This is a genomic window from candidate division WOR-3 bacterium, assembly GCA_039801245.1.
Lineage (GTDB): Bacteria > Hydrothermota > Tepidihabitantia > Tepidihabitantales > Tepidihabitantaceae > JAOABP01.
Map to the genome: position 1 here is coordinate 37,443 of JBDRUF010000001.1, position 22,219 is coordinate 59,661.

The 22,219-nt window shown below is 50.6% G+C and carries 21 protein-coding genes; 14 read left to right on the forward strand and 7 right to left on the reverse strand.

The window, feature by feature from the left end; translation table 11 throughout:
* Window positions 1–134: 134 nt before the first annotated feature.
* Genes ABIK47_00195 through ABIK47_00215 form a run of 5 tightly spaced genes read left to right on the forward strand, consistent with a single transcriptional unit; the run spans window position 135 to window position 3,246 of the window.
* The gene (locus ABIK47_00195; protein ID MEO0019049.1) at window positions 135–1,082 is read left to right on the forward strand and encodes an FAD:protein FMN transferase; all 948 of its coding nucleotides are present in this window, start codon (window positions 135–137) and stop codon (window positions 1,080–1,082) included.
* A complete protein-coding gene (gene amrS, locus ABIK47_00200) occupies window positions 1,075–2,061 on the forward strand; it encodes an AmmeMemoRadiSam system radical SAM enzyme (GenBank protein MEO0019050.1) in 987 nt (328 codons plus the stop codon). The genes ABIK47_00195 and amrS overlap by 8 nt, the downstream gene beginning before the upstream one ends.
* Window positions 2,058–2,426 (forward strand): NusG domain II-containing protein, encoded by a 369-nt coding sequence (locus ABIK47_00205; protein ID MEO0019051.1) that lies wholly within the window; start codon window positions 2,058–2,060, stop codon window positions 2,424–2,426. The genes amrS and ABIK47_00205 overlap by 4 nt, the downstream gene beginning before the upstream one ends.
* On the forward strand, window positions 2,410–2,928 hold the full coding sequence (locus tag ABIK47_00210; protein MEO0019052.1) for a Gx transporter family protein: 519 nt from the start codon (window positions 2,410–2,412) through the stop codon (window positions 2,926–2,928). The genes ABIK47_00205 and ABIK47_00210 overlap by 17 nt, the downstream gene beginning before the upstream one ends.
* Before the next feature lie 36 nt (window positions 2,929–2,964).
* Window positions 2,965–3,246, forward strand: a complete 282-nt coding sequence (locus ABIK47_00215) for a DUF4321 domain-containing protein (GenBank protein MEO0019053.1) — start codon at window positions 2,965–2,967, stop codon at window positions 3,244–3,246.
* A 46-nt stretch (window positions 3,247–3,292) separates the two neighbouring features.
* Here ABIK47_00215 and ABIK47_00220 read toward each other — a convergent pair whose 3' ends face one another.
* Window positions 3,293–7,279 carry a T9SS type A sorting domain-containing protein gene (locus ABIK47_00220; GenBank protein ID MEO0019054.1) on the reverse strand — a complete coding sequence of 1,329 codons (3,987 nt, stop codon included), beginning with the start codon at window positions 7,277–7,279 and terminating at the stop codon, window positions 3,293–3,295.
* A 560-nt stretch (window positions 7,280–7,839) separates the two neighbouring features.
* Here ABIK47_00220 and ABIK47_00225 point away from each other — a divergent pair.
* The 7 genes from ABIK47_00225 (at window position 7,840) to ABIK47_00255 (ending at window position 13,078) form a co-directional block, all read left to right on the forward strand.
* A complete protein-coding gene (locus ABIK47_00225; GenBank protein MEO0019055.1) occupies window positions 7,840–8,847 on the forward strand; it encodes a helix-turn-helix transcriptional regulator in 1,008 nt (335 codons plus the stop codon).
* Window positions 8,848–8,877: 30 nt separating this feature from the next.
* Window positions 8,878–9,168, forward strand: a complete 291-nt coding sequence (locus ABIK47_00230; GenBank protein ID MEO0019056.1) for a nucleotidyltransferase family protein — start codon at window positions 8,878–8,880, stop codon at window positions 9,166–9,168.
* A complete protein-coding gene (locus tag ABIK47_00235) occupies window positions 9,165–9,506 on the forward strand; it encodes a DUF86 domain-containing protein (GenBank protein ID MEO0019057.1) in 342 nt (113 codons plus the stop codon). The genes ABIK47_00230 and ABIK47_00235 overlap by 4 nt, the downstream gene beginning before the upstream one ends.
* Window positions 9,507–9,716: 210 nt before the next feature.
* A complete protein-coding gene (gene prfA / locus ABIK47_00240) occupies window positions 9,717–10,787 on the forward strand; it encodes a peptide chain release factor 1 (GenBank protein ID MEO0019058.1) in 1,071 nt (356 codons plus the stop codon).
* The gene (prmC, locus tag ABIK47_00245) at window positions 10,784–11,629 is read left to right on the forward strand and encodes a peptide chain release factor N(5)-glutamine methyltransferase (protein ID MEO0019059.1); all 846 of its coding nucleotides are present in this window, start codon (window positions 10,784–10,786) and stop codon (window positions 11,627–11,629) included. Before prfA ends, prmC begins: the two co-directional genes overlap by 4 nt.
* The gene (locus ABIK47_00250) at window positions 11,589–12,467 is read left to right on the forward strand and encodes an NAD(+)/NADH kinase (GenBank protein MEO0019060.1); all 879 of its coding nucleotides are present in this window, start codon (window positions 11,589–11,591) and stop codon (window positions 12,465–12,467) included. Before prmC ends, ABIK47_00250 begins: the two co-directional genes overlap by 41 nt.
* Window positions 12,464–13,078 carry a CDP-alcohol phosphatidyltransferase family protein gene (locus ABIK47_00255; GenBank protein ID MEO0019061.1) on the forward strand — a complete coding sequence of 205 codons (615 nt, stop codon included), beginning with the start codon at window positions 12,464–12,466 and terminating at the stop codon, window positions 13,076–13,078. The genes ABIK47_00250 and ABIK47_00255 overlap by 4 nt, the downstream gene beginning before the upstream one ends.
* Window positions 13,079–13,087: 9 nt before the next feature.
* Here the strand turns inward: ABIK47_00255 and ABIK47_00260 are convergent, their stop codons facing one another.
* Genes ABIK47_00260 through ABIK47_00285 form a run of 6 tightly spaced genes read right to left on the reverse strand, consistent with a single transcriptional unit; the run spans window position 13,088 to window position 19,419 of the window.
* On the reverse strand, window positions 13,088–14,185 hold the full coding sequence (locus ABIK47_00260) for an alanine--glyoxylate aminotransferase family protein (GenBank protein MEO0019062.1): 1,098 nt from the start codon (window positions 14,183–14,185) through the stop codon (window positions 13,088–13,090).
* Complete coding sequence (gene thiC, locus ABIK47_00265; protein MEO0019063.1) at window positions 14,178–15,428, reverse strand: phosphomethylpyrimidine synthase ThiC; 1,251 nt, start codon at window positions 15,426–15,428, stop codon at window positions 14,178–14,180. The genes ABIK47_00260 and thiC overlap by 8 nt, the downstream gene beginning before the upstream one ends.
* Window positions 15,409–16,242 (reverse strand): regulatory iron-sulfur-containing complex subunit RicT, encoded by an 834-nt coding sequence (ricT, locus tag ABIK47_00270; GenBank protein ID MEO0019064.1) that lies wholly within the window; start codon window positions 16,240–16,242, stop codon window positions 15,409–15,411. The genes thiC and ricT overlap by 20 nt, the downstream gene beginning before the upstream one ends.
* Before the next feature lie 10 nt (window positions 16,243–16,252).
* Window positions 16,253–17,527 carry a GWxTD domain-containing protein gene (locus ABIK47_00275; protein ID MEO0019065.1) on the reverse strand — a complete coding sequence of 425 codons (1,275 nt, stop codon included), beginning with the start codon at window positions 17,525–17,527 and terminating at the stop codon, window positions 16,253–16,255.
* A complete protein-coding gene (locus tag ABIK47_00280; protein MEO0019066.1) occupies window positions 17,527–18,696 on the reverse strand; it encodes a GWxTD domain-containing protein in 1,170 nt (389 codons plus the stop codon). The genes ABIK47_00275 and ABIK47_00280 overlap by 1 nt, the downstream gene beginning before the upstream one ends.
* A 60-nt stretch (window positions 18,697–18,756) precedes the next feature.
* Window positions 18,757–19,419 (reverse strand): HEAT repeat domain-containing protein, encoded by a 663-nt coding sequence (locus ABIK47_00285; GenBank protein ID MEO0019067.1) that lies wholly within the window; start codon window positions 19,417–19,419, stop codon window positions 18,757–18,759.
* Between the two features lie 88 nt (window positions 19,420–19,507).
* Here ABIK47_00285 and glyS point away from each other — a divergent pair, with 88 nt between their 5' ends.
* The gene (gene glyS, locus ABIK47_00290) at window positions 19,508–21,568 is read left to right on the forward strand and encodes a glycine--tRNA ligase subunit beta (protein ID MEO0019068.1); all 2,061 of its coding nucleotides are present in this window, start codon (window positions 19,508–19,510) and stop codon (window positions 21,566–21,568) included.
* 1 nt (window position 21,569) lies between these two features.
* Window positions 21,570–22,037, forward strand: coding sequence for a DUF192 domain-containing protein (locus tag ABIK47_00295; protein ID MEO0019069.1), 468 nt, complete (start codon window positions 21,570–21,572; stop codon window positions 22,035–22,037).
* The last annotated feature ends 182 nt before the right edge of the window (window positions 22,038–22,219 follow it).

Here is a 22,219-nt window from a genome sequence, read left to right on the forward strand (position 1 = left end):
GTAAAAGGTGGATTTTAGATAAGGCACGAAGATGCGAGATTTAGAAAAATATCTCCTCTGATAAATTGTTTAAATATATTTAAACTTATGGATTTATTTCTTGATTTCAGGGATTGGGCGCTTATATTATAGCGATGAGACGGCTGATTTTTTGCGTGGCGATGCTTTTTTTCATTTCCTGCAAACCGCGGCTGATTGAGGTGGAGAAGAGCGGGATGGTTTTTGGCAGTTATGTGCGAATCAAGGTGATAGGGGAGAGTAAGGAGGGGTTGGATAAAGCGGTTGATAAGGCGCTGCAGGAGATGGGGAGGCTGGATTCCTTATGGTCGCTCTTTTCTGATAAGAGCGAGGTCGTGAGGCTGAATAGGAATAAGAAGGGTTTTGTTTCAGAAGAGACCAGGGATTTGCTTAAAAGGGCGCATGATTTTGGAGAGAGGACCGGCGGGGTTTTTGATATTACGGTTGAGCCGCTTTTGAGGGTTTGGGGTTTTTATGATGGTAATTATCAGGTTCCGGAAAGCGCGGTTATTGCCGGATTGCTGGAAAGGGTTGATTGCAGGGGGGTAGTGGTTAAGGGGGAATCGGTTGTTTTGGGTAATAATGTCAATATTGACCTTGGAGGGATTGCGGTTGGTTATGCGGTTGACAGGGTTGTGGAACTTTTGCAGGCGTCAGGGGTAAAGCAGGGGTTGATTGATGCTGGTGGTGATATCAGGGTTTTTGGTAATAGAGATTGGCGAGTCGGGGTTCAGCACCCAAGGAAGCAAGGTGTGGTAAAAGTTTTGCAGTTAAGGGAGAGGGCGGTTTCAACATCCGGTGATTATGAGCAGTTCTTTGAAAGGGAGGGTAAAAGGTTCTGCCATATCATTGACCCAAGAACCGGCTATCCGGCACAAAGTTGTGCGGCGGTTACGGTGATAGCACCAAATGCGCTCGAGGCTGATGTTTATGCCACGACCCTTTTTGTCTTAGGTGTGGATGAGGGGAGGGAAATGTTAAAAAGTCTGCCGGGTGTGGAGGCGTATTTCTTTGAGGCGAGGGGTGATTCAGTTATTATAATAAGGACAGGTGGAGATGAATAAAAGGGCGCTGTGGACAGAGAAAGAGAATGGCAGGGTGAGATGCCTTTTGTGTCCTAACAGGTGTCTGGTTGCACCGGGAAAAACCGGCAGGTGTCTGGGCAGGAAGAACATTGATGGTGAACTTTTTGCGGTCAATTATGGCGAGGTGGTTTCAATGGCGGTTGACCCGATTGAGAAAAAGCCGCTTTACCACTTTTATCCGGGGGAGGAGATTTTTTCTGTTGCCACCTACGGTTGTAACCTTCTGTGTCCATTCTGCCAGAACTGGGAGATTTCCCAGAACCGGGCACCGAGCAAATACATAGCGCCTGAGGAACTGGTAAGGATTGTCAAGGATTATGGGCTTAAACTCATCGCCTATACCTATAGCGAACCCTTGGTCTGGTATGAGTATCTTCTGGATGCGGGCAGGCTGATGCATAATGCCGGGATTAAAAATGTGCTGGTGACAAACGGGATGATTAATCCTGAGCCGTTAAACGAACTTCTGCCATTGATCGATGCGATGAACATTGACCTGAAGTCAATCAGGGAGGGGTTTTACCGTGATTATGTGAAGGGGGATTTGGGTGCGGTTCTTGAAACGATAAAGACAGCAAAAGGACGATGCCATATTGAGTTGACCACACTTTTGATTCCGGGAAGGAACGATTCTGATGAGGAGTTAGAGGAGCTGACCGATTTTGTCTCTCAACTGGGCAAAGATACGGTTTTGCACTTCTCGAGGTTTTTCCCAAGGCATAAGGCAGAGGAGCCGATGACACCTTTGGCAACACTTGAGCGGGCTGCTGAGATTGCCAAAAGGAAACTTTATTATGTTTATCTGGGAAATGTCCAGGCACCTCCGAAATATCGGGATACATTCTGCCCTGAATGCGGAACGGTTCTGGTTGAGCGCAGCGGTTATCAGGGAAGGGTGGTGAATGTTAAAGAAGGGAGATGTGGTGTTTGCGGCAGAAGGGCTGACCTTGTAATATGAGGTCGGGTTTGATAAAAACCGGTGACTGGCTTTTGATAATATTTTTTTTGTTTCTCAGCGGTTTTTGGCTCTGGTCCACTTGGAGAAAAAAGGAGAGCCCCGAGGAGTGTGTTGTGCAGTGGCAGGAAGGGACATTGACATTTACCCTGCCCAAGGATACTGTTTTAATTCTTACCGGTCCGATAGGAAAGACGGTAGTGGAGATAAAGGGGCGGGGTGCAAGGATAAGGGATTCAGACTGCCCGCATAAGGTGTGCGTTAAGATGGGCAGGGCTGAGATGGGCGGACAGATGGTTGTGTGCGCGCCCAACAGGGTGGTGGTAATGCTCAAGGGCAGAGGCGGAGTTGATGCCATCACGAGATAAACTGGTGCGGATTGCGGTTTATGCGGCGCTGGCAATTGGTCTTTATACAGTTGACAATTTGCTGCCATTACCATTACCCTGGCTGCGTCTGGGTGTTGGCAATTTGGGGATTGTTCTCGCGCTGATGGATGTCGGTGCTCTCGGCGCAATTGCGGTATTTTTCCTGAAACTTCTTTTGGGCTCAATCGTTGCTGGCAGGTTTCTGACCCCATTTTTCTTTTTTGCTCTTGCGGGTGGCGTCCTTGGTCTCGGGGCAATGATTGCGATTAAAACACTTGGCAGGGGTTTTTTCAGTGCGGTGGGAATCAGTTGTGCCGGTGGTGTTTTTCACAATATTGGTCAGTTGCTGGTCGCAAGGTTTTTACTTATTCCCAGTTCAGGTTTGTGGCTATTGGCACCGATTGTTGTCCTTTTTGGGGTCATCAGCGGGACATTTATTGGCATCCTTGCCCGGCTGGTGCAGTTACGGCTGAGGGGTATGGAAGCGGTTGGACTTGATTAGTGTTAACCAGATGGTTATAGTTGACCTAAGAAGATAATGAGAAACAGACCAGTTTATGCGGGTGGACGCTCAATCGGACTTTTAATCATTGCGCTTGTTGTTGCTGGCGTTGCCGGTTCGGTCCTTTCCCATTTCCTCAGCGGGCTTTTTCCTGCCGGACCGGTCAGGGATTTCTTCTTCAAGTCGGTGCAGTTTGGTGTGCCCACATTTATCTTAAACCTTGGTTTTGCCTCAATTACCTTCGGGCTTTCGTTTGCCATTACCACCTTTGCAGTAATCCTGCTGCTCTTGGCAATTTATCTCTGGTACCGCTTTTAAAAATAAAGGGGGTCCGGTTGGACCCCCGATTTGTTTTTCGCTCTTTTCAGTCTTGGATTATTACCTTTTCTGAGAGGATGTTCTTGCCGCTTCTCATTTTGACGAAGTAGACACCCGCTGGTGCGACCCTGCCTTTGTTTGTCCGCCGGTCCCAAATGATGTTGTGCCTGCCAGAGGCAATCGTCCCATCAATAAGGGTGCGAATTAGGGTGCCGGTGGCGTCATAGACCTTTATCTGCACCTGACCGGAAGATGGCAGGGTGTAGGATATTTGCAGATTACCACGGCTCGTGGGATTGGGATAAACGGTGAGTGTGAGTTCATTTGGCAGTTTGGTGTTTTCCGCCATTACACCTTCACGAGGAGGCACAGAACCGGTCAAAAGGAAGGAGTCGGTTTCCGGGCGGTATTCCCAGAACTCATACACCATTGAGCCTTTGAGACAGAAGATGGCGTCTGATGTTGCTGCGAGTGCGGCTCCCCGCTTGGGTTTACGGCGCTTGCCGGTGATCGAGAAGGGGATATCAGACCGCTGCACCCAGACATTGCCGCCACCAATCTGATAGCTCCAGAACTCCTGACAGTTGCCTCCTTTTAGAACATAGAGGTTGTTGTCAAGGAAGGTGATGGCGCCACCATTTTTCACCCGGCGGTTACGGGTGCCTATCAGGGTGACCTCATCCAACGGAATGGTGTGCCAGACATCAAGGGCAGGACGATATTTCCACACCTCGGTGGAGTTTGAACCTTTCAGGAGATAGATGATGCTATCGCCGTCATAGACCATATCGGTTCCAAAACGGCAGGTTTTTCTGTTGCCTGGATTATACGGCACATCAGGGCAGCGGAACCAGCTGTCCCTGGCGACATCAAACCTGAGGAAGGTGAGGGTGTTGCTACCGGTGGCGCAATAGACCGTTCCATTAGCACCTTGGGTCGGCACATAGGCGAGTGCGGCTCCCCGTTTGGGCGGACGGAAACTAAAACCTTCAACCCTTACATTGGGCTTGATAATCCAGGAGTCAAGGGCAATGTCATAGAGATAGAAGTCGCCCGTTCCACCACCCTTGATTGCCCAGATGCCGCCATTAGTTCCCTGGAATGGGTCAAATACCAGGTCGCAACCATCCTTGGGCTTTTTACCAGATGGGGCAAGGGGCATCCGTGAGAGCGAGTCCCAGGTGCCGGTGGCAGGGTCATAGCAGTAAAACTCGTTGCTATTGCCACCCTTGAGTGCGTAGAGTTTATTCGTGGTTGAGGCGTAGACCAGAGAGGCGTCTTTTACCTTCTTTCGCTGCGGACCAATCGGGATGTCCTCGCGCTGAACCCACGCAGATGCGAAGATGTTCTTGATGACAAAATTGTTTGCCGGATTGATATCGCCCGTCATCGCCACCGAGCAGACTGCCGTGAAGTTCCCTCTACCAGACCAAGGCGCGGGGAAGGTTAAGAGAGTCTCCCGTTCAGGTCTGAGCCCGGTAACAAGGAGTGATTCGAGATACGTTCCAGGGGTGATTGAGAGATACACCATAATTGAGTCGCCAACAGTGCCGTAATTCTGAATCCTGACCTCCGGGTTTAAGGGCACAGGGAAGACATTGTATTCCGGTTTGACAATCTCAAGGGCAGCGGCATCGCGGAATTCACGATAGAGTTTTATCGCCCGACCTGATGTGAGCCGGTTGGCAGGGTCGTTGACCGCCAGGGACATCGGCGGTAAGGAGTAAAGGTAGTTGAGGCCAGCGGTGCCTTCCTTATTTTCCACACCGATTGAGGCGTTCTTCCCCTGGTCATATACCAGGCTGCCAGTTTCCACATCCTTGTACTGGAAGACGATGGTGCCGTTCTCGTTGAGGATTGCCTCAAAACTGACCAGGTTGGTCGTGTCCGTTCCCTTGACATTGACATTGTGCCAGATGACAACGAATTTCCGATTGGGCATTTCGCCGATCGTTTTGTAATAAACCCTGCTCGCCGAGGTGAGGACAAAGTCGCACCACCAGGGGTAGATGCCGGCGTTGGGGAGGCTGTCAATGGGCAGCCGTTTGGGATTGGGCGTGGCGGTATGGGGGTCAGGACCGAGCGAGAGCCAGCCGTTGGTGGTGACATAGCAGTTGTCATAGGTGGTGTCAGACCAACGGAATTTGAAACCGAGCGGGACGAAGAGGCGGTCATCATCACCACGGGAGAAGACCACATTGAAGCCGGTGGTGTCAATCCAGTCATATACCGGACCATCGGTGGTGTCGGAGTCAATCCAGGCGTAGCCCGCAGGATGCCTGCCGGTATAGGCGCCTTTGAGGACATCAACGGTAAAGCGCTTGTCGTCGTTCTGGGGAACATCATCTGGAGATGCCAGGGTGCGCACGATGATTGAGCAGGTCTGACCGACAATTGGCACCCAGGTGTTGAAACTTACCCCAATCTCTTCGTTCGGGTTTATCTGGGCGATGTTGACACTGTCGTAATAGAGGAGGGCATTTGCCGGGTCAAAGACCGAGCAGACAACCGGGACATAGTAAAGGGTGTTGGTGCCGAAGTTGTGGATATGGGCGGTGATTGGACAGGGGGCATCAAACGGTCGCTGGATAAACTCATAAAGGGGCTGTTCAATAAAGGTGACCCGCACATCATTGGCGCTCGGGGTAAGTGTTGAGTGATTGACTATCGCCCGCAGCATCAAGTCCCCAGGGGGTGTGTAGGGTGTAACCGTGCCACCACGGTGAAACTCCCAGTAGGCGCTTGGGTTGTTAAGGGAGTTGTCCGCACCAAGTTGAGGGCATTCAGGCGGCTCGCCCACCTGCAGGTAAAAGAGATAAAATTCGTTGGGAACAACAATGTATTCCCCAATATCGGCAAGAAAGACCGAGTTCCAGCCTGAGGTGCCAGGGGTGGCATAAAGGACCGGGCTCTTATAGATAAATGGACCGGGGTTGCCGGCGCCATCATCAAGCGCAACCGCCAGTTGATAGCGGCAGTGGTTAGGGTTTGTGGGCGCATTCAAAAACACCCTGACCGATTCAATGTAAACCGGTCCCGTAGTAGAAAACTTGGCAGCCCAGCCGTAATGTCCAACCGGATAGGAAAGATAGCGTGCGGGTGTGCCATCGTCATTAGCAATTTCCTCAAGGTTGGAAACGGTGAAGTTGCGCTCAAGGGTGTCGTTGCTCCGAATGTAGTCAGAGTCAGCAGCGGACCAGTACCTGATGGTGTAGTCGCCCGGGGTGAGTAAAATGGAGATGGAGTCAAAGTATACCAGTTGCTCACCGCCGTAAGAGGGGAGGTTGGGGATGGTGTCTATCCAACCCTGCACCGGATTACCGACATTGTCAAACAAACTGCAGACCACCGGGACATTGACCTGGTCCAAAAGACCGATGTTCTGGAAACGGGCATGGGGGACAAAGCCACCCGGCAGTTCGTAAAGGTGAGGCTCAACAATCTCAGAGCATTCAATGTCGTACTTCGGGATGGACTCACCGGTGACAACGACATCGTCAAAGAACCACCAGTTGATGTCAAACAGGTTGCCGTCATAAATCCACATAATCACGACGCTGTCCTGCCTTGCCGCATAGGTCAGTTCCAGCGACTCTAAGACACCGGGTCCAACATTCTGACCGTGGTAGTCACGCAAGAGATAGGGAAAGGTGTTGCCGCCGTCAATTGAATAGCGAATCTGGGCAACATAGGGGTTGTCAAGTTTGTGATAGAAATAGGTGCTGCAGTAGAGGACAACATTGCGGAAGTTTGAGCAGTCAATCATCGGCGAGACAAAGGCATCAGGCGCCTGGTTCGGGTTTGGCTGCCAGAAGATTGCCGGATAAGGGCTGGGATGGTCGCTCCAGGGTGCGGCATTTGCCCCTTCCCGGTGCCAGTCACAATAGCCCTTCGGGTTTAAGGTGTCATAGATTATCGTCCACCCTGCTGGTGGTGATTGGGGTGTCCAGGGCGAGTCAAATGTCTCCATCAAGAGGATGTCGGCAAAACCCAAGGTGGCGAAAACTGCCAGGCAGACAACCAAGGTTCTCATCTTAGCCTCCTTTTAAAATTTAAGGCCTTACTCCTTTAAATTTGTAACCCAATGGTTGAGGAGTTGTTCCTCAACCCTGACCGTCTTCTACTTGCAACTGAATTATACCGTTTGGTGATTCTTTGTCAATGATTTAATTGCAACAGTTCCGTCCGTTCCCACCGCTGTTCCCTGACCAGGGCAACGAGGGGTTCTGCCCGAAGGATAGCCCTGGTTACTCTGAGGTAAGGGGTTAGGTAGTTTATCTGCGAGGCAATCTGCAAAATAGCAGTGACGGGGAAATAAGGGGCAGGTTTCAGGGCGCTCTTCAGGAGAGCCGGCATCACCGCCCTTAATCCTCAATCCCAGTGAGCCTTATAAGCCGTCTCTAACACCGCAATGGGAATGGTCGGGCAAATCACCCTGGTTGCCGCTATCAAGACCCAATTCCGGGCCGTGTCCAAAACCGCTTAGGGGACGGTCTCCCAGCAAAATTTGTTTTTGTGTTAAGTTGCGAAATTGCGATGGATAGGTTAAAATATCAGGGTTGTAATTTGTTTATGTTTATATAAACTTAGCCAATGGCACTTGCCCGTGACATCTTTGCCCAGTTGCGGAGTCTGCGGCTCAAGGCAAATCTTACCCAGGAGCAGGTTGCCGGTGCGCTTGGTCTCAAAGGGAAAAACAGAAGGAGTTTTATCTGCCAGTTGGAGAGAGGGGATATTGCCAATCCATCCTTGAAACTCATCCTTGACTATCTGCGTGCCTGTAGAGCAACGCCTGAAGACCTAAAAAACATCTTTGCAAACTACCTTTCCGAGCCTTTGCCGGTTCCGGAGAAGAAGGGCCGGGGACCAAGACCGAAAGAAAAGGATTTGCAGGTTGAGAGGATGCGACAGGCTGCGGCAATGGTGGGTTTAATCCAGAAACTTGAGATGGCGATTCACAATGAACTTAACCGGCTAAAAGTCGCTCCGTTCAGTTCTGTGCGCAGGAATGCGGTCAGGTTCTGCCGGGGTTTACTGCGCATCCTTGTCCAGGAGGAAAAGGGGCAGGGAACCAGTCTTGAAAAGAGGGTGGAGAGGCTAAAGAAAAGGCAGAGGGAAAAGGGTGTGCCCGAGGAGCTTTTAGAGCACCTGCAGGGTGTTGTTGCCCAGGTTTTTATCGGTCTGAAAAAGGCGGGGGAACTTGACAGGTTGCCGACGATAGAGGAGGCGGAAAGGGTATTGGTGCGCCCGGCAAGGAAAAGGGTTGTCAGTGATGAGTGGCTGTGCCGTTATGAGATGCAACAGGAGCGGTTAAAGGAGCTAAAGGAGTTTGAGAGGCGTTCGGCACCGATAATTGCGGGTGCGCTCAGGTTTTTGAGTCAGCAGGGTGTTTCTGGTTCAGATTTGGCTAACTACCGGGGGTTTATCAACAGTTTCTTAAACCTGGCGCGGCTCTATCCGCCCGATTCTGAGGAGCGGAGAAAAAGGGTTGAGTATAACCTAAAGACCTGTGCCCGCCCCAAACACAACCCCATCCTTCTCCGCAAACTCGCCCGGTTCATATTTGAGAAGTGGGATGGGGAAAAGCATTTTGCCGGTTGACATTATAGCCCATCCCCGTATTATTAGATAATGGATGTCAAATCACTGGTATTCGCCCGGCGCAAGGAGATTCTTGCCATCTGCGAGCGGTATGGTGCACGCAATGTCCGTATTTTTGGCTCGGTTGCCCGTGGGGATGCGAGACCGGAAAGCGATGTTGACATCATCGTCCAATTTGAGCCGGGGAGAACCCTGCTTGACCATGCCGCGCTACTTTTGGAGTTGCGCAACCTCCTGGGGATAAATGTTGATGTCATCACCGAGCGCGGTCTGCGCCCCCGTATCCGCGAACGGGTTCTGCAGGAAGCAGTAGCCCTGTGAGAAGCGACCGCGAACGGCTCCTTGATATCCTTGAGGCAATTGACAGCATTGAGCGCTATACCATTCAGGGCAGATCTGAGTTTGACCGCAGTGAACTCATCCAGACCTGGGTTGTTCATCATCTGCAGATAATCGGAGAGGCCGCGGCAAAACTCTCATCGGCGTTCAGAAATGAACACCCAGAAATTCCCTGGACAGCAATTATCGCTATGCGCAATATCTTGATTCACGACTATTTCGGTATTGATACTGAAGAGGTATGGGCAACGGTTGAGCGCGACCTGCCCGACCTCAAATCAAAGGTCAAAGCCATTCTTGAAACTCTACCCCGAGACTGATAGTCTCCTTCACCAACACCTCGCCCGGTTCATATTTGAGAAGTGGGATGGGCAAAGACAAGGGTAAAATTTGAGATGCCAGTTTTTTCTGAGAGCGAAAAAGGAGTGCGTGATAGATTGACAGTCAGGGTCGTTTGGGGATAATTAAGTGTGAAAGTATTGGTCTGGCAGGATTTTTGTAGCCCCCTTTAGGTTCAATTAATATAATCTATGGCTTTGGCTTTTAAGGAACTTAAGAGTAGGTTTGAGCCTTTGCGGCAGCGGCAGGCTGAACTGGAGAAAATGCTGCAGGAGCCCGGGCTCCTTTCTGATGTCAATCGGCTCCAGGAGATAACCCGCGAGCACCGAAGGTTGAGCGCCCTTCTTAACAGGTTGCAGGAGTATGAGCGGCTGGAGAAGGAGTTGCAGGATTTAGAGGAGATGGCGCGGAGTGCGACAGAGCCAGAGTTAAGGGTGATGGCAGAGGAGGAGGCAAAAACAGTCAAAGAGCGACTGGTGAGGTTGTCTCGGGAACTGGAGGAGGCGACGCTTCCGAAACCGCCGGAATGGGAAAAGGGGTGCATCGTTGAGATAAGGGCGGCTGCAGGTGGCGAGGAGGCGGCGCTCTTTGCCGCTGACCTTTTCAAGATGTACTCAAAGTTTGCCGAGCGGCAGGGTCTCCAGATAGAGGTGCTTTCCTCGCGACCGAGCGACCTGGGTGGATTCAAGGAGATTATCTTTGCGGTTGAGGGGCAGTTGCCATACCGGTATTTCCGGTTTGAGAGCGGTGTTCACCGGGTGCAGAGGGTGCCCAAAACCGAGGCATCAGGCAGGGTTCATACTTCAACCGTAACCGTGGCGGTTCTCTTGGAGCAGGAGGAGTATGAGCTGAAGGTAAATCCGGATGAGATTCAGATGGAGACATTTCGGGCGGGCGGTCATGGCGGGCAGAATGTTAATAAGGTCAGTTCCGCGGTGCGTTTGACCCATCTGCCAACCGGAATTACAGTGGTGTGTCAGGATGAAAGGTCTCAGGCACGGAACCGGGCAAAGGCGATGAAGGTGTTGCTGGCGAGGCTGGGGGAGATGAAAAGGCAGGAGGAGATGGCAAGGACAACCGCGACCAGAAGGAAGCAGATTGGGACCGGGGAGCGGAGCGAGAAGATTAGGACATACAACTTTCCCCAGAATCGGGTTACCGACCACCGGATTGGATTTTCTCTTTATAATCTGGATGCGGTGCTTGAGGGTGAGATGGAGCCATTGTTTGCGGCGTTAGAGAAGGCGGAGGCGGCTTTGTGAGCGGGTGTCTGGTTAAGAGGGGAGGTTTGACCATAAGGGAGGTTTTGCAAGAGGCGCGGTTGATAATTCCTCTCGCTGAGGCGGAGTATCTGGCGATGGGGCTTTTCGGTTTGAGCCGTGTCGAACTGTATCTTTCCGAGCGGCGGTTAACACCAAAAGAGGAGAGGAGGTTTTTCTCTCTTGTAGGAAAGGCAAGGGAGGGGATGCCGGTTCAGTATCTGGTCAATTCAGCACCTTTTCTTGATTTGGACATATATGTTGACAGGCGGGTTTTTATCCCCAGACCGGAAACCGAGGAGCTGGTCTTGCGGGCGAGCGCCAGGGTGAGGGAACCGAAAGTGATTTTGGATTACGGGACCGGTTCAGGTTGTATTGCCATTGCCTTGGCGCGGTTGTTTCCTGATGCTACTGTTTTCGGGGTTGACGCATCAGGGTCGGCATTGCAGGTTGCGAAGATTAACATCCGGCGTTATCATTTAGAGAATCGGGTTCGTTTGCTATGGGCAACCAGTTTGCGCTCGGAGTTGTTCAGGGCTTTTCATAACCGGGTTGACCTCTTAATCTCCAATCCACCATATATTCCTAAAGCGAGATTGGCAAGGTTGCCTTTGACGGTGCGCGAGTATGAGCCGCGGATTGCCCTGGATGGCGGCGAGGATGGAATCGAGGTGATAACTATGATTTGGGAGTGCGGGCAGGAGTTGCTCAAGCCTGGTGGGCTCTTGGCGGTTGAGATTGATGCCAGCCAGGGTGAATATGTTCAGGAGAGATTTGCCAAAGCAGAGGTGGAATTTGATGTCTATGGCAGGGTGCGGTATCTGTTCTGGCAGAAGGGAGGGTAGGATGAAAATCGGCTTGGTGATTAACTGGAATAAAAAGCGGGCAGAGGTTTTTGTCCCGAAGTTGGTGAGGTGGTTGGAGGGGCAAGGGGCAGAGTTGATTGTCCTTGACTTGCCCGCAAAAGGGTTAGGAGCCAAGCCGGCTGATAAGGAGAGGATAAAAGCTGCCGATTTGGTTGTGGCGTTGGGTGGAGATGGAACCCTCTTGCGTGCTGTAAGGATGATTGGCAAGGCAGAGAAGCCGATAATGGGGGTTAATCTTGGTGGGCTGGGTTTTCTGACCGCATTTTCTATCAATGCCGCCAGAGCCGGGATAAAGGGGTTCATCCGCGGGGATTATGCTGAAGAGCGGCGGATGCTATTGTCCGCCCGTCTGGGCAGGAGGGTTGGGTATGCCTTGAATGATTGTGCGGTGAATATGGGTCCTTCAGGCAGGGTGGTGGAGATATCGGTTTACTGGAAGGAGCGGTTCGTGAACAAGTTTAGTGGCGATGGGATTGTGGTGGCAACCCCTACCGGTTCAACCGCCTATTCCCTCGCCGCAGGTGGTCCGGTGGTATTTCCGACAATGTCCGCATTTGTATTAACACCGCTCTGCCCGCATGCCCTCGCTGCCCGTCCGGTTGTGCTACCTGCAGATGAGCCGGTGGTGATGGAGCTCACCGGTAAATCGCAGAAGGCAATCGTTACCCTGGATGGGCAGAATCGGTGGTTAATAAGGTTAGGTGAGCACCTGACAATCAGGAGAGCAGATTTCGCGGTGCGATTGGTTGTGCCCAAGGGTGAATGTTACTTTGATATCCTGCGTAACAAACTTAAATGGTCAGGGAGCCAGCGTTGAGCCAGGAAAAGGGTGGATTAAACAGCGCAAGGATTTTAACCATTCCCAATATCTTAAGTGTTTCCCGGCTGATTTTTTTGCCTTTGGTGCTTTTCTTCCTGTTCCGGCATCAGAGTGTCGCAGCGATAGTTGTGATGATAATCTCTTGGTCAACCGATGCGCTTGACGGTTTTCTCGCACGGCGTTTAAATCAGGTCTCGGACACGGGCAGGGTGCTTGACCATTTGGTGGATAAAATCTGGGTAGCCGCAGTGCTGGTAACATTAGTTTTTATCAGCGATTTGCCGTTGTACCTTGCCGGCGCGGTCATTGCCCGGGATATTTTAATACTTGCCGGTAGCGCAATTGTGATGAAGGTGCGCGGCTCTTTGATCTCTTCCGATGTAGTGGGCAAGATAACAGGTTGTGCCTTTGCCCTGTTAATTCTTTTTTATACACTTTATGCCGATACCGGCAATTCCGCGGTTGGTCAAATTCTGCCCTATCTTACTCAATTGAAACCGTTTGCTGATTACACCGTCCTGATTCTGATTGTGGTTTCGTTCTTGAACTATCTTGTTCTCTTCCTCCGGATAATGGTCAGATTCCATCTTCCGGGGGAATCAAATTAAGAGGTTTATTTAAGCAGAGCCGCGGCTGATTTTCTTGTAGGCTTCAGCAAAATATCCTAATACCCTTCGCATCTCCGCTTTTGTTACCGGTGCCATATGACCAATTCGCACAACCTTCCCGCGCAATTCTGCCTGGCCATTTGCCAGCAGAATTTTGTGCCGTTTTTTGCAGTATTCAACAATTTTAGTGCCGTCAACCTTTTCCGGCAGGCGGATAACGGTCAGGGCGTTAGATGGACGCTGGGGAAAGATGCTTAAACCCAGTTTCTGAACCTCCTGGCGGACAAAACTGGCAATCTGTTCCTTTTCCCGCCAGTTGGTTTTAATCCCTTTGCGGTTAAGTTTTTGCAGAGCGAAATTTAGGGCATAAAGAATTGATATTGCCGGTGTCCAGGGTGTCTGACCCTTTTCGGCAAAGTTTTTGTACTGACGGAGGTCAAAGTAGAAGCGGGCGTTGCGATTTTTCTCCACAACCTCCCAGGCACGTTCGCTCAGGGCGATGAAGGATAGCCCTGGTGGAACCGCGAGGCATTTCTGGGAGCCACCAAGGACGACATCAACACGCCAGGCATCCATCTGTAACTCATCAATACCAAGACCGGCAATGGCATCAACAATGAGAATGCGGTTCAATCGGTGACAGATTTCGGCAAAGGACTTTATGTCGTGAACGACCCCGGTTGAGGTTTCGGTGAGGGTGGTGAAGACGCAGCGGGCAGCGTCGTTGCCTTTCAATTTCCTCTCCAGTTCATCAGGGGGGATCGTTTCTCCATAAGGACGGGAGAGCTCATCAACATAACCACCAAAGCGGATGGCAAGTTCCCGCCAGCGCTCGCCGAACTTGCCGGCATGCGCCACGATTACCCTTTCATTGGGATTTATCAGATTGGCGACCGCTGCTTCCATCGCGCCGGTGCCTGATGCGGTTAAGATGTAAACCGGTCTTGAGGTCAGAAATACCTGCTGCAGGCCTTTTACGACCGAATTGAGCAGTTTGCCAAACGACTCCTCTCGGTGATATATTAGGTCATTGGCAAGGGCTTTCAGATACTCTTTAGGGACCGCTACCGGTCCGGGCGTATAAAGTTTGTATTGCGGTTTAATCATATAATGTCTCCTTGCTTTTCTTAACGGCACAAAACTCGCCACACATTGTGCAGGCATTCTCGGTATGGGAACGCTGCACGGCAAAGATTGTTTTTGCCCGTTCAGGGTCGATACTCTTGGCAAGCATTTTTTTCCACTGGAGGGCGGCGCGATAACGGGAAAGGTCTTTGTCCCATTTCAGCGCCTTGGGATGGTGCCGGGCAATATCGGCAGCGTGAGCGGCAATGCGAGCGGCAATTACCCCTTCCCGAACATCCTCAATATCCGGCAGACCAAGGTGTTCCGATGGGGTAACGTAGCAGAGAAAATCGGCACCAAGCCAACCTGCGACTGCGCCCCCGATTGCACCGGCAATGTGGTCGTAACCACAGGCGACATCGGTCACGAGTGGACCGAGGACATAAAACGGGGCACCGTTACATATGGTCTTTTCGAGCCGAACATTGGCTTCAACCTGGTCAAGGGGAATGTGTCCGGGTCCCTCCACCATTACCTGCACACCAGTGGCTCGTGCCCGCTGGACAAGTTCGCCGATGGTAATTAGCTCTCGGATCTGGGCTTCGTCAGTGGCATCTGCTATGGCACCTGGGCGAAGACCGTCACCAAGAGAAAGGGTGGCGTGATACTCCTTTGCCAACTGGAGAAGTTCGTCGTAATATTCGTAAAGTGGGTTTTCCTTTCGATTGTAACGCATCCATTCAATCATCATCACACCACCCCGGCTGACAACACCGCAGAGTCTGGGTCGGGACAAGAGCGGTTTGATATTTTCTTTAGTAATCCCACAATGCACGGTGATGAAGTCCACGCCATCCTCGAGATGCTTTTCGATTACTTTGAATATTTCTTTGACAGTGGCTTGGGGAAACGATCGGTGGTGTTTCCTCGCTTCCAAAGCCACTTGATATATCGGTACCGTTCCCACCGGCACCGAGGCTGAGTTCAGGATGGTTTGACGCAGTTCGTCAACATCCCCACCTACCGATAGGTCCATTACCGTATCAGCGCCAGCCGCAATTGCTGTGCGGAGTTTTTCCAGTTCCATTTCGATGTCGATTCTGTCTGGTGATGTCCCGAGATTGGCATTTACTTTAACCCGCATCTTTTCACCAACCGCTACAGGTGCTATCCGTCTCTTTTTATTCTTCATTATCACCACCCGTCCAGACTCAACCAATTTCATTAACTCTGTAGGTTTCACACCCTCTGTGCGAGCGATGAGTTCAATCGTTTTTCTGTCCATTTTTCAGTTCCTCTACCGTCACGGTCTGTTCGGTGCTGTCACCATAACGCAATGTTACTTGTTTGGTCAAATGATTGACCGCGATTACCGTAGCGATGCCATAGGTGGTTTCGACCTGTGAACCCACAGATGGATAACTAGCAACTTGATAATCACTTTTTTCAAAACTGAGACAACAGAGCAGTTTTCCGCATAATCCGGAGATCTTGGTTGGTTCCACAAAGAGGTTCTGCTGTCGCGCCATCCGCAGCGTAATTGGTTTAAACTCCTTGAGAAACTGTTTGCAGCAGACAACCCGACCACAGATACCCAAACCACCAAGCAAACGGGTGTGGTCACGGACACCAATCTGTTTTATTGCCACTCTCATATTGAGCGCTGAGGCGATGGCTTTATGAAGTATCCGGAAGTTCAATCTTTCCTCGGCAACAAAATAGAAGCAGATTTTTCTCTTGTCCAGTCGCAAGTGAGCGCCCACGACTTGCATATCGAGTTTATACTCATCACGTAACTGGCGGAAAAGTTCAATCGCCTGTGCTACCTTGGCATCAAGGGCTGCACGGTTGTGGAGGTCCGTTTCTGTTGCCCGGCGCTGGATAACACCCTCAACCGGTCTTATACCGGCAGGGGCGAGCGCAACCAGTCTGCCCATATCTTCGCCATCATCGTCCCCGACCACAACCCAATCCCCCGGTTTCACTTCGAGTTCTGGTGGTAAGGCACACCAGTCTGCTTTAAAAAGATTGAACTGAACAAGACCTATCTGTTTGCCCTGAGGATGGAGGTGCGATTCTGAACCAATCGTTGCTTCCATAAAATTTAATTTAATGAAATTCCTCCTGTTCCTGAGGTGTCAAGAGGTGTTCCAACCCGGTTGATGGTTCATCAGGACTATTGCTCCAGACAAGCCGGTAGTTCCCATCCCCGCGCAGGTCAATAAAGATGAATTTAAGTCCCTCTTGGTAATAAAACCAGTACTCTCGTGGTTTAATTTCCATTTCGATGGTCTTTCTCTCCACTGCGTCCGGTTCACCATATTTGACATATATTCTGCCCCGGTCGGTTTTAACACCGGGGGTCCGGGCAGTTTTAAAGCGGTTTTCCGCTGTTTCCATTCTGCGCACAAATTCGGTTAAATTATGCCTTGACCAGAACCAGGCGAGGTATGCCTCCTTGCCAGAGTCAGAAAGGGTTTGATAGTAGGCAAGTTCACCAGGGGTGGCGATATATTGGAGTTCACGATAATAGCGTTCCTCTCTCGGAGTGATGGTAAACTGGTAAGGTTGGTGATCACCTGTGGCTCTGATTGTAGAGGCAATCGTCAGTTCCCTTTCACCGTGCAGGGTCTGGTTAGAACTGGCGTCAGAGACATCGATGACCAAGAGGTAGGAATCTGGCATTAGGCTATCAATGGTGAGCTCCACACAAACAGCACCTTTCCAGGCGGTTTTCCTGCGGGGGATGGGGGCGGAGCTGAGAAGGGTGTCTCTCCTATTGGTTTTAATGAGATGGTACCGAACCTGATAGTCCTGAGAATCGGGCTTCAAACCATAGGTCTCGAAATAGGCATAGATTTTTCTTCTCTCGCCAGAGAGAAAACGTCTGCCGGGATTAGGGATGACCGCAAACCCGCCGGTTGTGCTGTCGGTAAAGATACCGCTCCCGAGTTGAATTGAACTCAAAGCCCCCCCTTCATTAAAGTTCGGGACTCTTATTGTATCGATTACCATGCCACTATGGACGGAGTCAAAAACAGTTATCTTGACCTCATACAAGCCAGGTGAAGCGATGACGCTGAACTGGTCGATGAAGGTCCTCTGGGTAGCCGCTGCCTCCTGAAAGCTTCTTATGCGAGCGCGCTTTTGAATTGTGCCCGATTCCCGAAATTGGTTGTCCAACCCATTCATTTCAAAACTGACATTAAAAAAGGCTGTCAAATAGTCTTCTATCTCTTGGAAGTTTAACTGGTCATAGGCGATCCCGTAATAAAACTCGACTCGGGCTGAATCACCCTGATGGTGAAATAGCGCCCAGTCAAAGTCAAACCTGAGGGAGTCGAAGGCGGCAAATACGAGAAGGGGAATCAAAACAGGAGGCATTAATTTCCTCCCTGTACGAGGACAAACTGCCCTGACCCGTATCGGTCGACAAAGATAAAGGTTCGGTTCTCTCGATAATAATGCCAGATTTCCTCAGCCGGACGGTCAATTTCAAACGGTCGGTATTCAATTTGGTCAGGTGGTCCGTAGGTAATATAAATCCTCGCCCGATCACTTCTATATCCCCGGTCACCTTTGCTATACCGCTGTTCACAATAATTAATGCGTTCAAAATACTCCTCTTCTCTTTCATTGAGTTCGGTCGATGGGTTGGGGTCCTTGTTCTGCCAGAATTCATCCCACGCCTCTTTTCGGAATTCCTTTTTAGTCTTTTTAAGTTTTTTCATCTCCTCGTAGGTGGCAATATAAAGCAACTGGTCTACCCTTGCTGACCAAAGACTGTCATCAAAATAGAAGGGTAAATCAACCTTAAACTCAACCGTGCCTTGAGGAGTAGCTTGAGAAAACGGTGACACCTCCACAAGATAAACCCCGGAACTTAACCGATAGCGGCTTGAGGTATCAACTACCGGCAAGCGAAACTCCGCCTTTTTTACCCCCGCTGATTCTACCACCATGAGTTTCTCCTGGATGATATTTCTGCCCCCGCTTTTGATGGTGAGTCGCAGACTATCAAAATGATATTCAGGAGGAATTTGGGCAAGGATTTGGATAGTGTCGTTAAGATTGTAGGTGCGACTGGGATTTGGTTGGCTTGATTTTAACAGCCGCAAGAGGAAAGTACTTGATTGCTTTTCCAAGGGAAATTGGGCAACTGCCCGGCGTTCGCTCCTTAAATCAGACAGGGTTATCACTGCGGCCACAGCGGTTTTGGGAATCGGCACTCTGATGATATCGCTTGTAGAGGAGTCGCGACTTATGGTCAAATTGTAGTCAAAAACCTGAACACGGCGTTCGAATACCTCAGCGCTAAGGATATTTTTATGCCGGTCAAATAGTTCGAGTGTCAGGCGGTAATTGGCACTAAACCCGGTGGTATCCCTTATAAAGGAAAGGGAGGAATAAGGGATTTCATAGAAGATTTCCAGCGAATAGTTATTGCCCGTATCGGGATAGAGCAAATAATCCAGGTTCAGCCTCAAATTGCCTTGGAATACGGGCTGAAGGAAGATAAGGAGGGGTAACGGTATGCCGATAAAGGTATTCATCGTCCAGTCTTATAGTTTAAACTATCCATTAGTAAAGTCAAGGAGGAAAGGTTTTGAGCCTCACTGCCGAAATTGCCGGAGGAGGTGTTTTATCCTGTTCAGTTGCTCCTCGTAACCCCTGCCACTCAATGCCTCTGCTGCCGCCTCTTCGGTTGCCGGGTCTGGACTTTGAACCCTGCGGGCGATTGCCTCAAGTCCCCGTGGGTCGCCGATGCGTCTTAAAGCGATGATTGCCGCCCTGCGGACATTAAAGTCAGGGTCGTCAAGATGCCGGATTAAGGGCTCAACCGCCTGATGTCCGCCGATTCTTCCCAACCCTTGGCAAGCAGCCTTTCTCACCAGAGGGTTTAAAGAGTTGGTGAGTTCAATCAGCGGTGCGATACCGCCTTGACCAAAATCAGCGAGCGCTCGGACCATCGCCATTCTTACCTCATCTTGGGGCTCTTTTTCTGCTCGCTGGGCAAGATGGGGAAGCGCCGTCTCATCCTTGATTTTAGCCAATGCGAGCGCGGCGTTAAGCCGGACAAGAGGTATAGTGTCGGCAAGTAGTTCTATTAACAGGGGCACGGCATTCTTATCTTTTAGTTGCCCGAGCCTTTCACAGGCTTTTGCCCGCTTCATCGGGTCAGGAGATTTCAAATCTCTACGAAGGCGGTCAGATGGAGATGAACAGCCTGAGAGTAAAAGGAGAATCGCGGTTAACGCCGGTAATCTCCAAGCCACTGTTATATTTTAAAACAGCATTTTTAATGGTCAAATGGAGAGATGTTCTTTACCTTGACATCGGAATTTAAGATTATATTATCCATACGTGGAAAGTTTTTTATTGGAAATCGGCACCGAGGAGCTGCCGCCCGGGGTGATCCCGGGCACCGCTGAAGAACTTAAGCGCCGGGTTGTCAATATTCTCCAAGAGAATGGCATTGGGTTTGGTGTCAGCGCGGCGCTTTTTTCACCACGGCGGCTGGCTGTTTACATTAAAGCGGTGGCAAAGGAAAAGCCAAGTGCTGTGGTTGAGGTGCAGGGTCCGCCCAAAAGGGTCTCTTTTGACAGTGATGGTAAACCGACAAAGACAGCGATGGGTTTTGCTGCGGCTCAAGGGAAGAGGGTGGAGGATTTGTTTGTCAAGGAGACGGCAAAGGGTGATTATGTGTTTGTTAAAAAGGAAATCCCGGCGGTGCCAACAGCGAAAATCCTTGCCGACCGCCTTCCCGAGGTCATTGCCACCCTGCCTTTTCCCAAACTGATGCGTTGGAATGAAGGGAACTTCCGTTTTTCCCGGCCGGTCCGCTGGATTTTATGTCTCTTGGGAAGCGAGGTGGTGCCATTTTCAATTGAGGGTGTCGTTGCTGGGAATGTGACCTTCGGTCACCGCAACTTTAGTGAGCAGCCGGTAGCTATTTCTAAGGCGGATGATTATGAGCAACTGCTTGAAAGTTATAAGGTTGTCGTTAATCCCTACCGACGGAGGTCACTCCTTCTTGAGCGGCTGACAGAACTGGCTGCAGAGGTTAATGGTTTGATTGTGAAGGACGAGGAGTTGATTGAGGAGACGGTCAACATCACCGAGTTCCCTGTGCCGATTCTTGGCAGATTCGAGCCCCAGTACCTCAAACTGCCCCCGGAGGTGTTAACAACCGCACTGAGGATGCATCAGCGCTGTTTTTCGGTGGCTGACCGTGATGGCGGGCTTTTGCCCTACTTTATTGCGGTGGCGAATACGCCGAATTGTGACCAGGGTTTGGTCCGCAGAGGGTATGAGCGGGCGATTGAGTCGAGGCTCAGGGATGCGCTGTTTTTTGTTGAGAACGATTTAAAGACCGGGCTGGAATCTTTGGTTGAAGAGGAGCGCCGGGTGGTCTGGATTGAGGGGTTGAGCAGTTATTATGAAAAGACGATACGGCTGCGGCAACTTGCCTCATTTATTGCTGAATCTGTGCCTGATGCGGACAAGGCTCTCCTTGACAGAGCGGCGTATCTTTGCAAGGCGGACCTTTTGACCCAACTGGTAAGGGAAAAGGAGTTTACCTCCCTGCAGGGTGTTATGGGTGGTATTTACGCCCGGCTCCTGGGTGAAAATGAAATGGTTGCCCAGGCAATTGGTGAGCACTATCAGCCCAAAGGTCCTGATGATGGGTTGCCAAAGACGGTCTTAGGGGGAATTTTAAGTATTGCGGACAAGGTTGATAATATCATCGGCACCTACCTTACTGGCAACATCCCCACCGGTTCAGAGGACCCATTTGCGGTGCGCAGGCAGGCAAGCGGTTTGTTGTTGATAATCCTTGAGAATGGGTGGCAAATCGCTGTTGACGAGTTGGTACAGAAGGGGTTGGAGTTATTTGGGCGCGGGGATGAAAAGGTCCGGGATATGGTTTTGCAACTCCTGCAGGAGCGGCTCGCCGCTATTCTCTCAGAGAAGGGGGTCAGGTACGATGTTGCCAATGCGGTTTTGAAAACGGTCTGGCATACCCCTTCAGAGGCGCTTGCCCGGGCACGGGCTCTTCAAAACCTCCGCACGAGCCCGGAATTTTCTATGCTGGTGATAGGTCAGAAAAGGGTTGCCAATATTCTCCGCGGGCAGGAGGTTAGTGGATTGCCTGAGCCGAAGTGGTTTGCTGAGGAGGCGGAGAAGCGGCTCTGGGAAAAGGCGAGAGAGGTTGAGCCCGAACTTGAAAGGATGTTGAGAAAAAGGGATTATGATGCCGCCCTGAAGATTCTCCTTTCATTACGGGAGTCAATTGACCGGTTTTTTGATGATGTCCTGGTGATGTGTGAGGATGAAAATTTGCGGCTGAACCGGCTCAGGCTTTTAAACCTTGTGCGGGGTTTGTTTGCAAGGGTTGCTGACCTTTCAGAAATTGTTCTCTGAAGTGATATTAAAGGCGCATAACGTTCTTATCTATCTCGTGGTATTTTTGTTAGTTTCACTAAGCGGCTGTGGCGGAAAAAAGGAAAGGCGCTTGCCCTCAAAGGAGAAAAAGGAGGTTTTGGGTCTTGATATCAAAGGGAATAGAATCTGGGCAGAGGTTGTGAGGAAGGAGGAGGAGAGGATCCAGGGTTTGATGTTTCGGACCCATCTCGGCTCGGATTCGGGGATGCTTTTTGTTTTCGAAAATGATGAGACCTTAAGTTTCTGGATGAAGAACACCTATATCCCACTTGCCATCGCCTTTATTGATTCAACGGGCATCATCACCGACATCCTTGAGATGCAACCGCTTGATACTTTAAGCCGTTACCGTTCATCAAGGCCGGTGCGTTATGCCCTTGAGGTAAATTCGGGCTGGTTTTTCTCTCGCAATATTAAACCCGGTGACACCGTTTGTGGGATAAAGTGATTTCAGCCGCCAATAGATAAGGCTGAGGATAAGATTTGCTGGCTGAAATCTTTAAGCCTTTATTTAACAATATGTTAGCAAAATGGCAATTTGGGGATGGGGTAGGTCCACTCCACCATCCCGGGGTTGGTTATGGCCAGAGGCTGAATTGGAGGGGTGATTGGCGATTTGCAGATGGTATC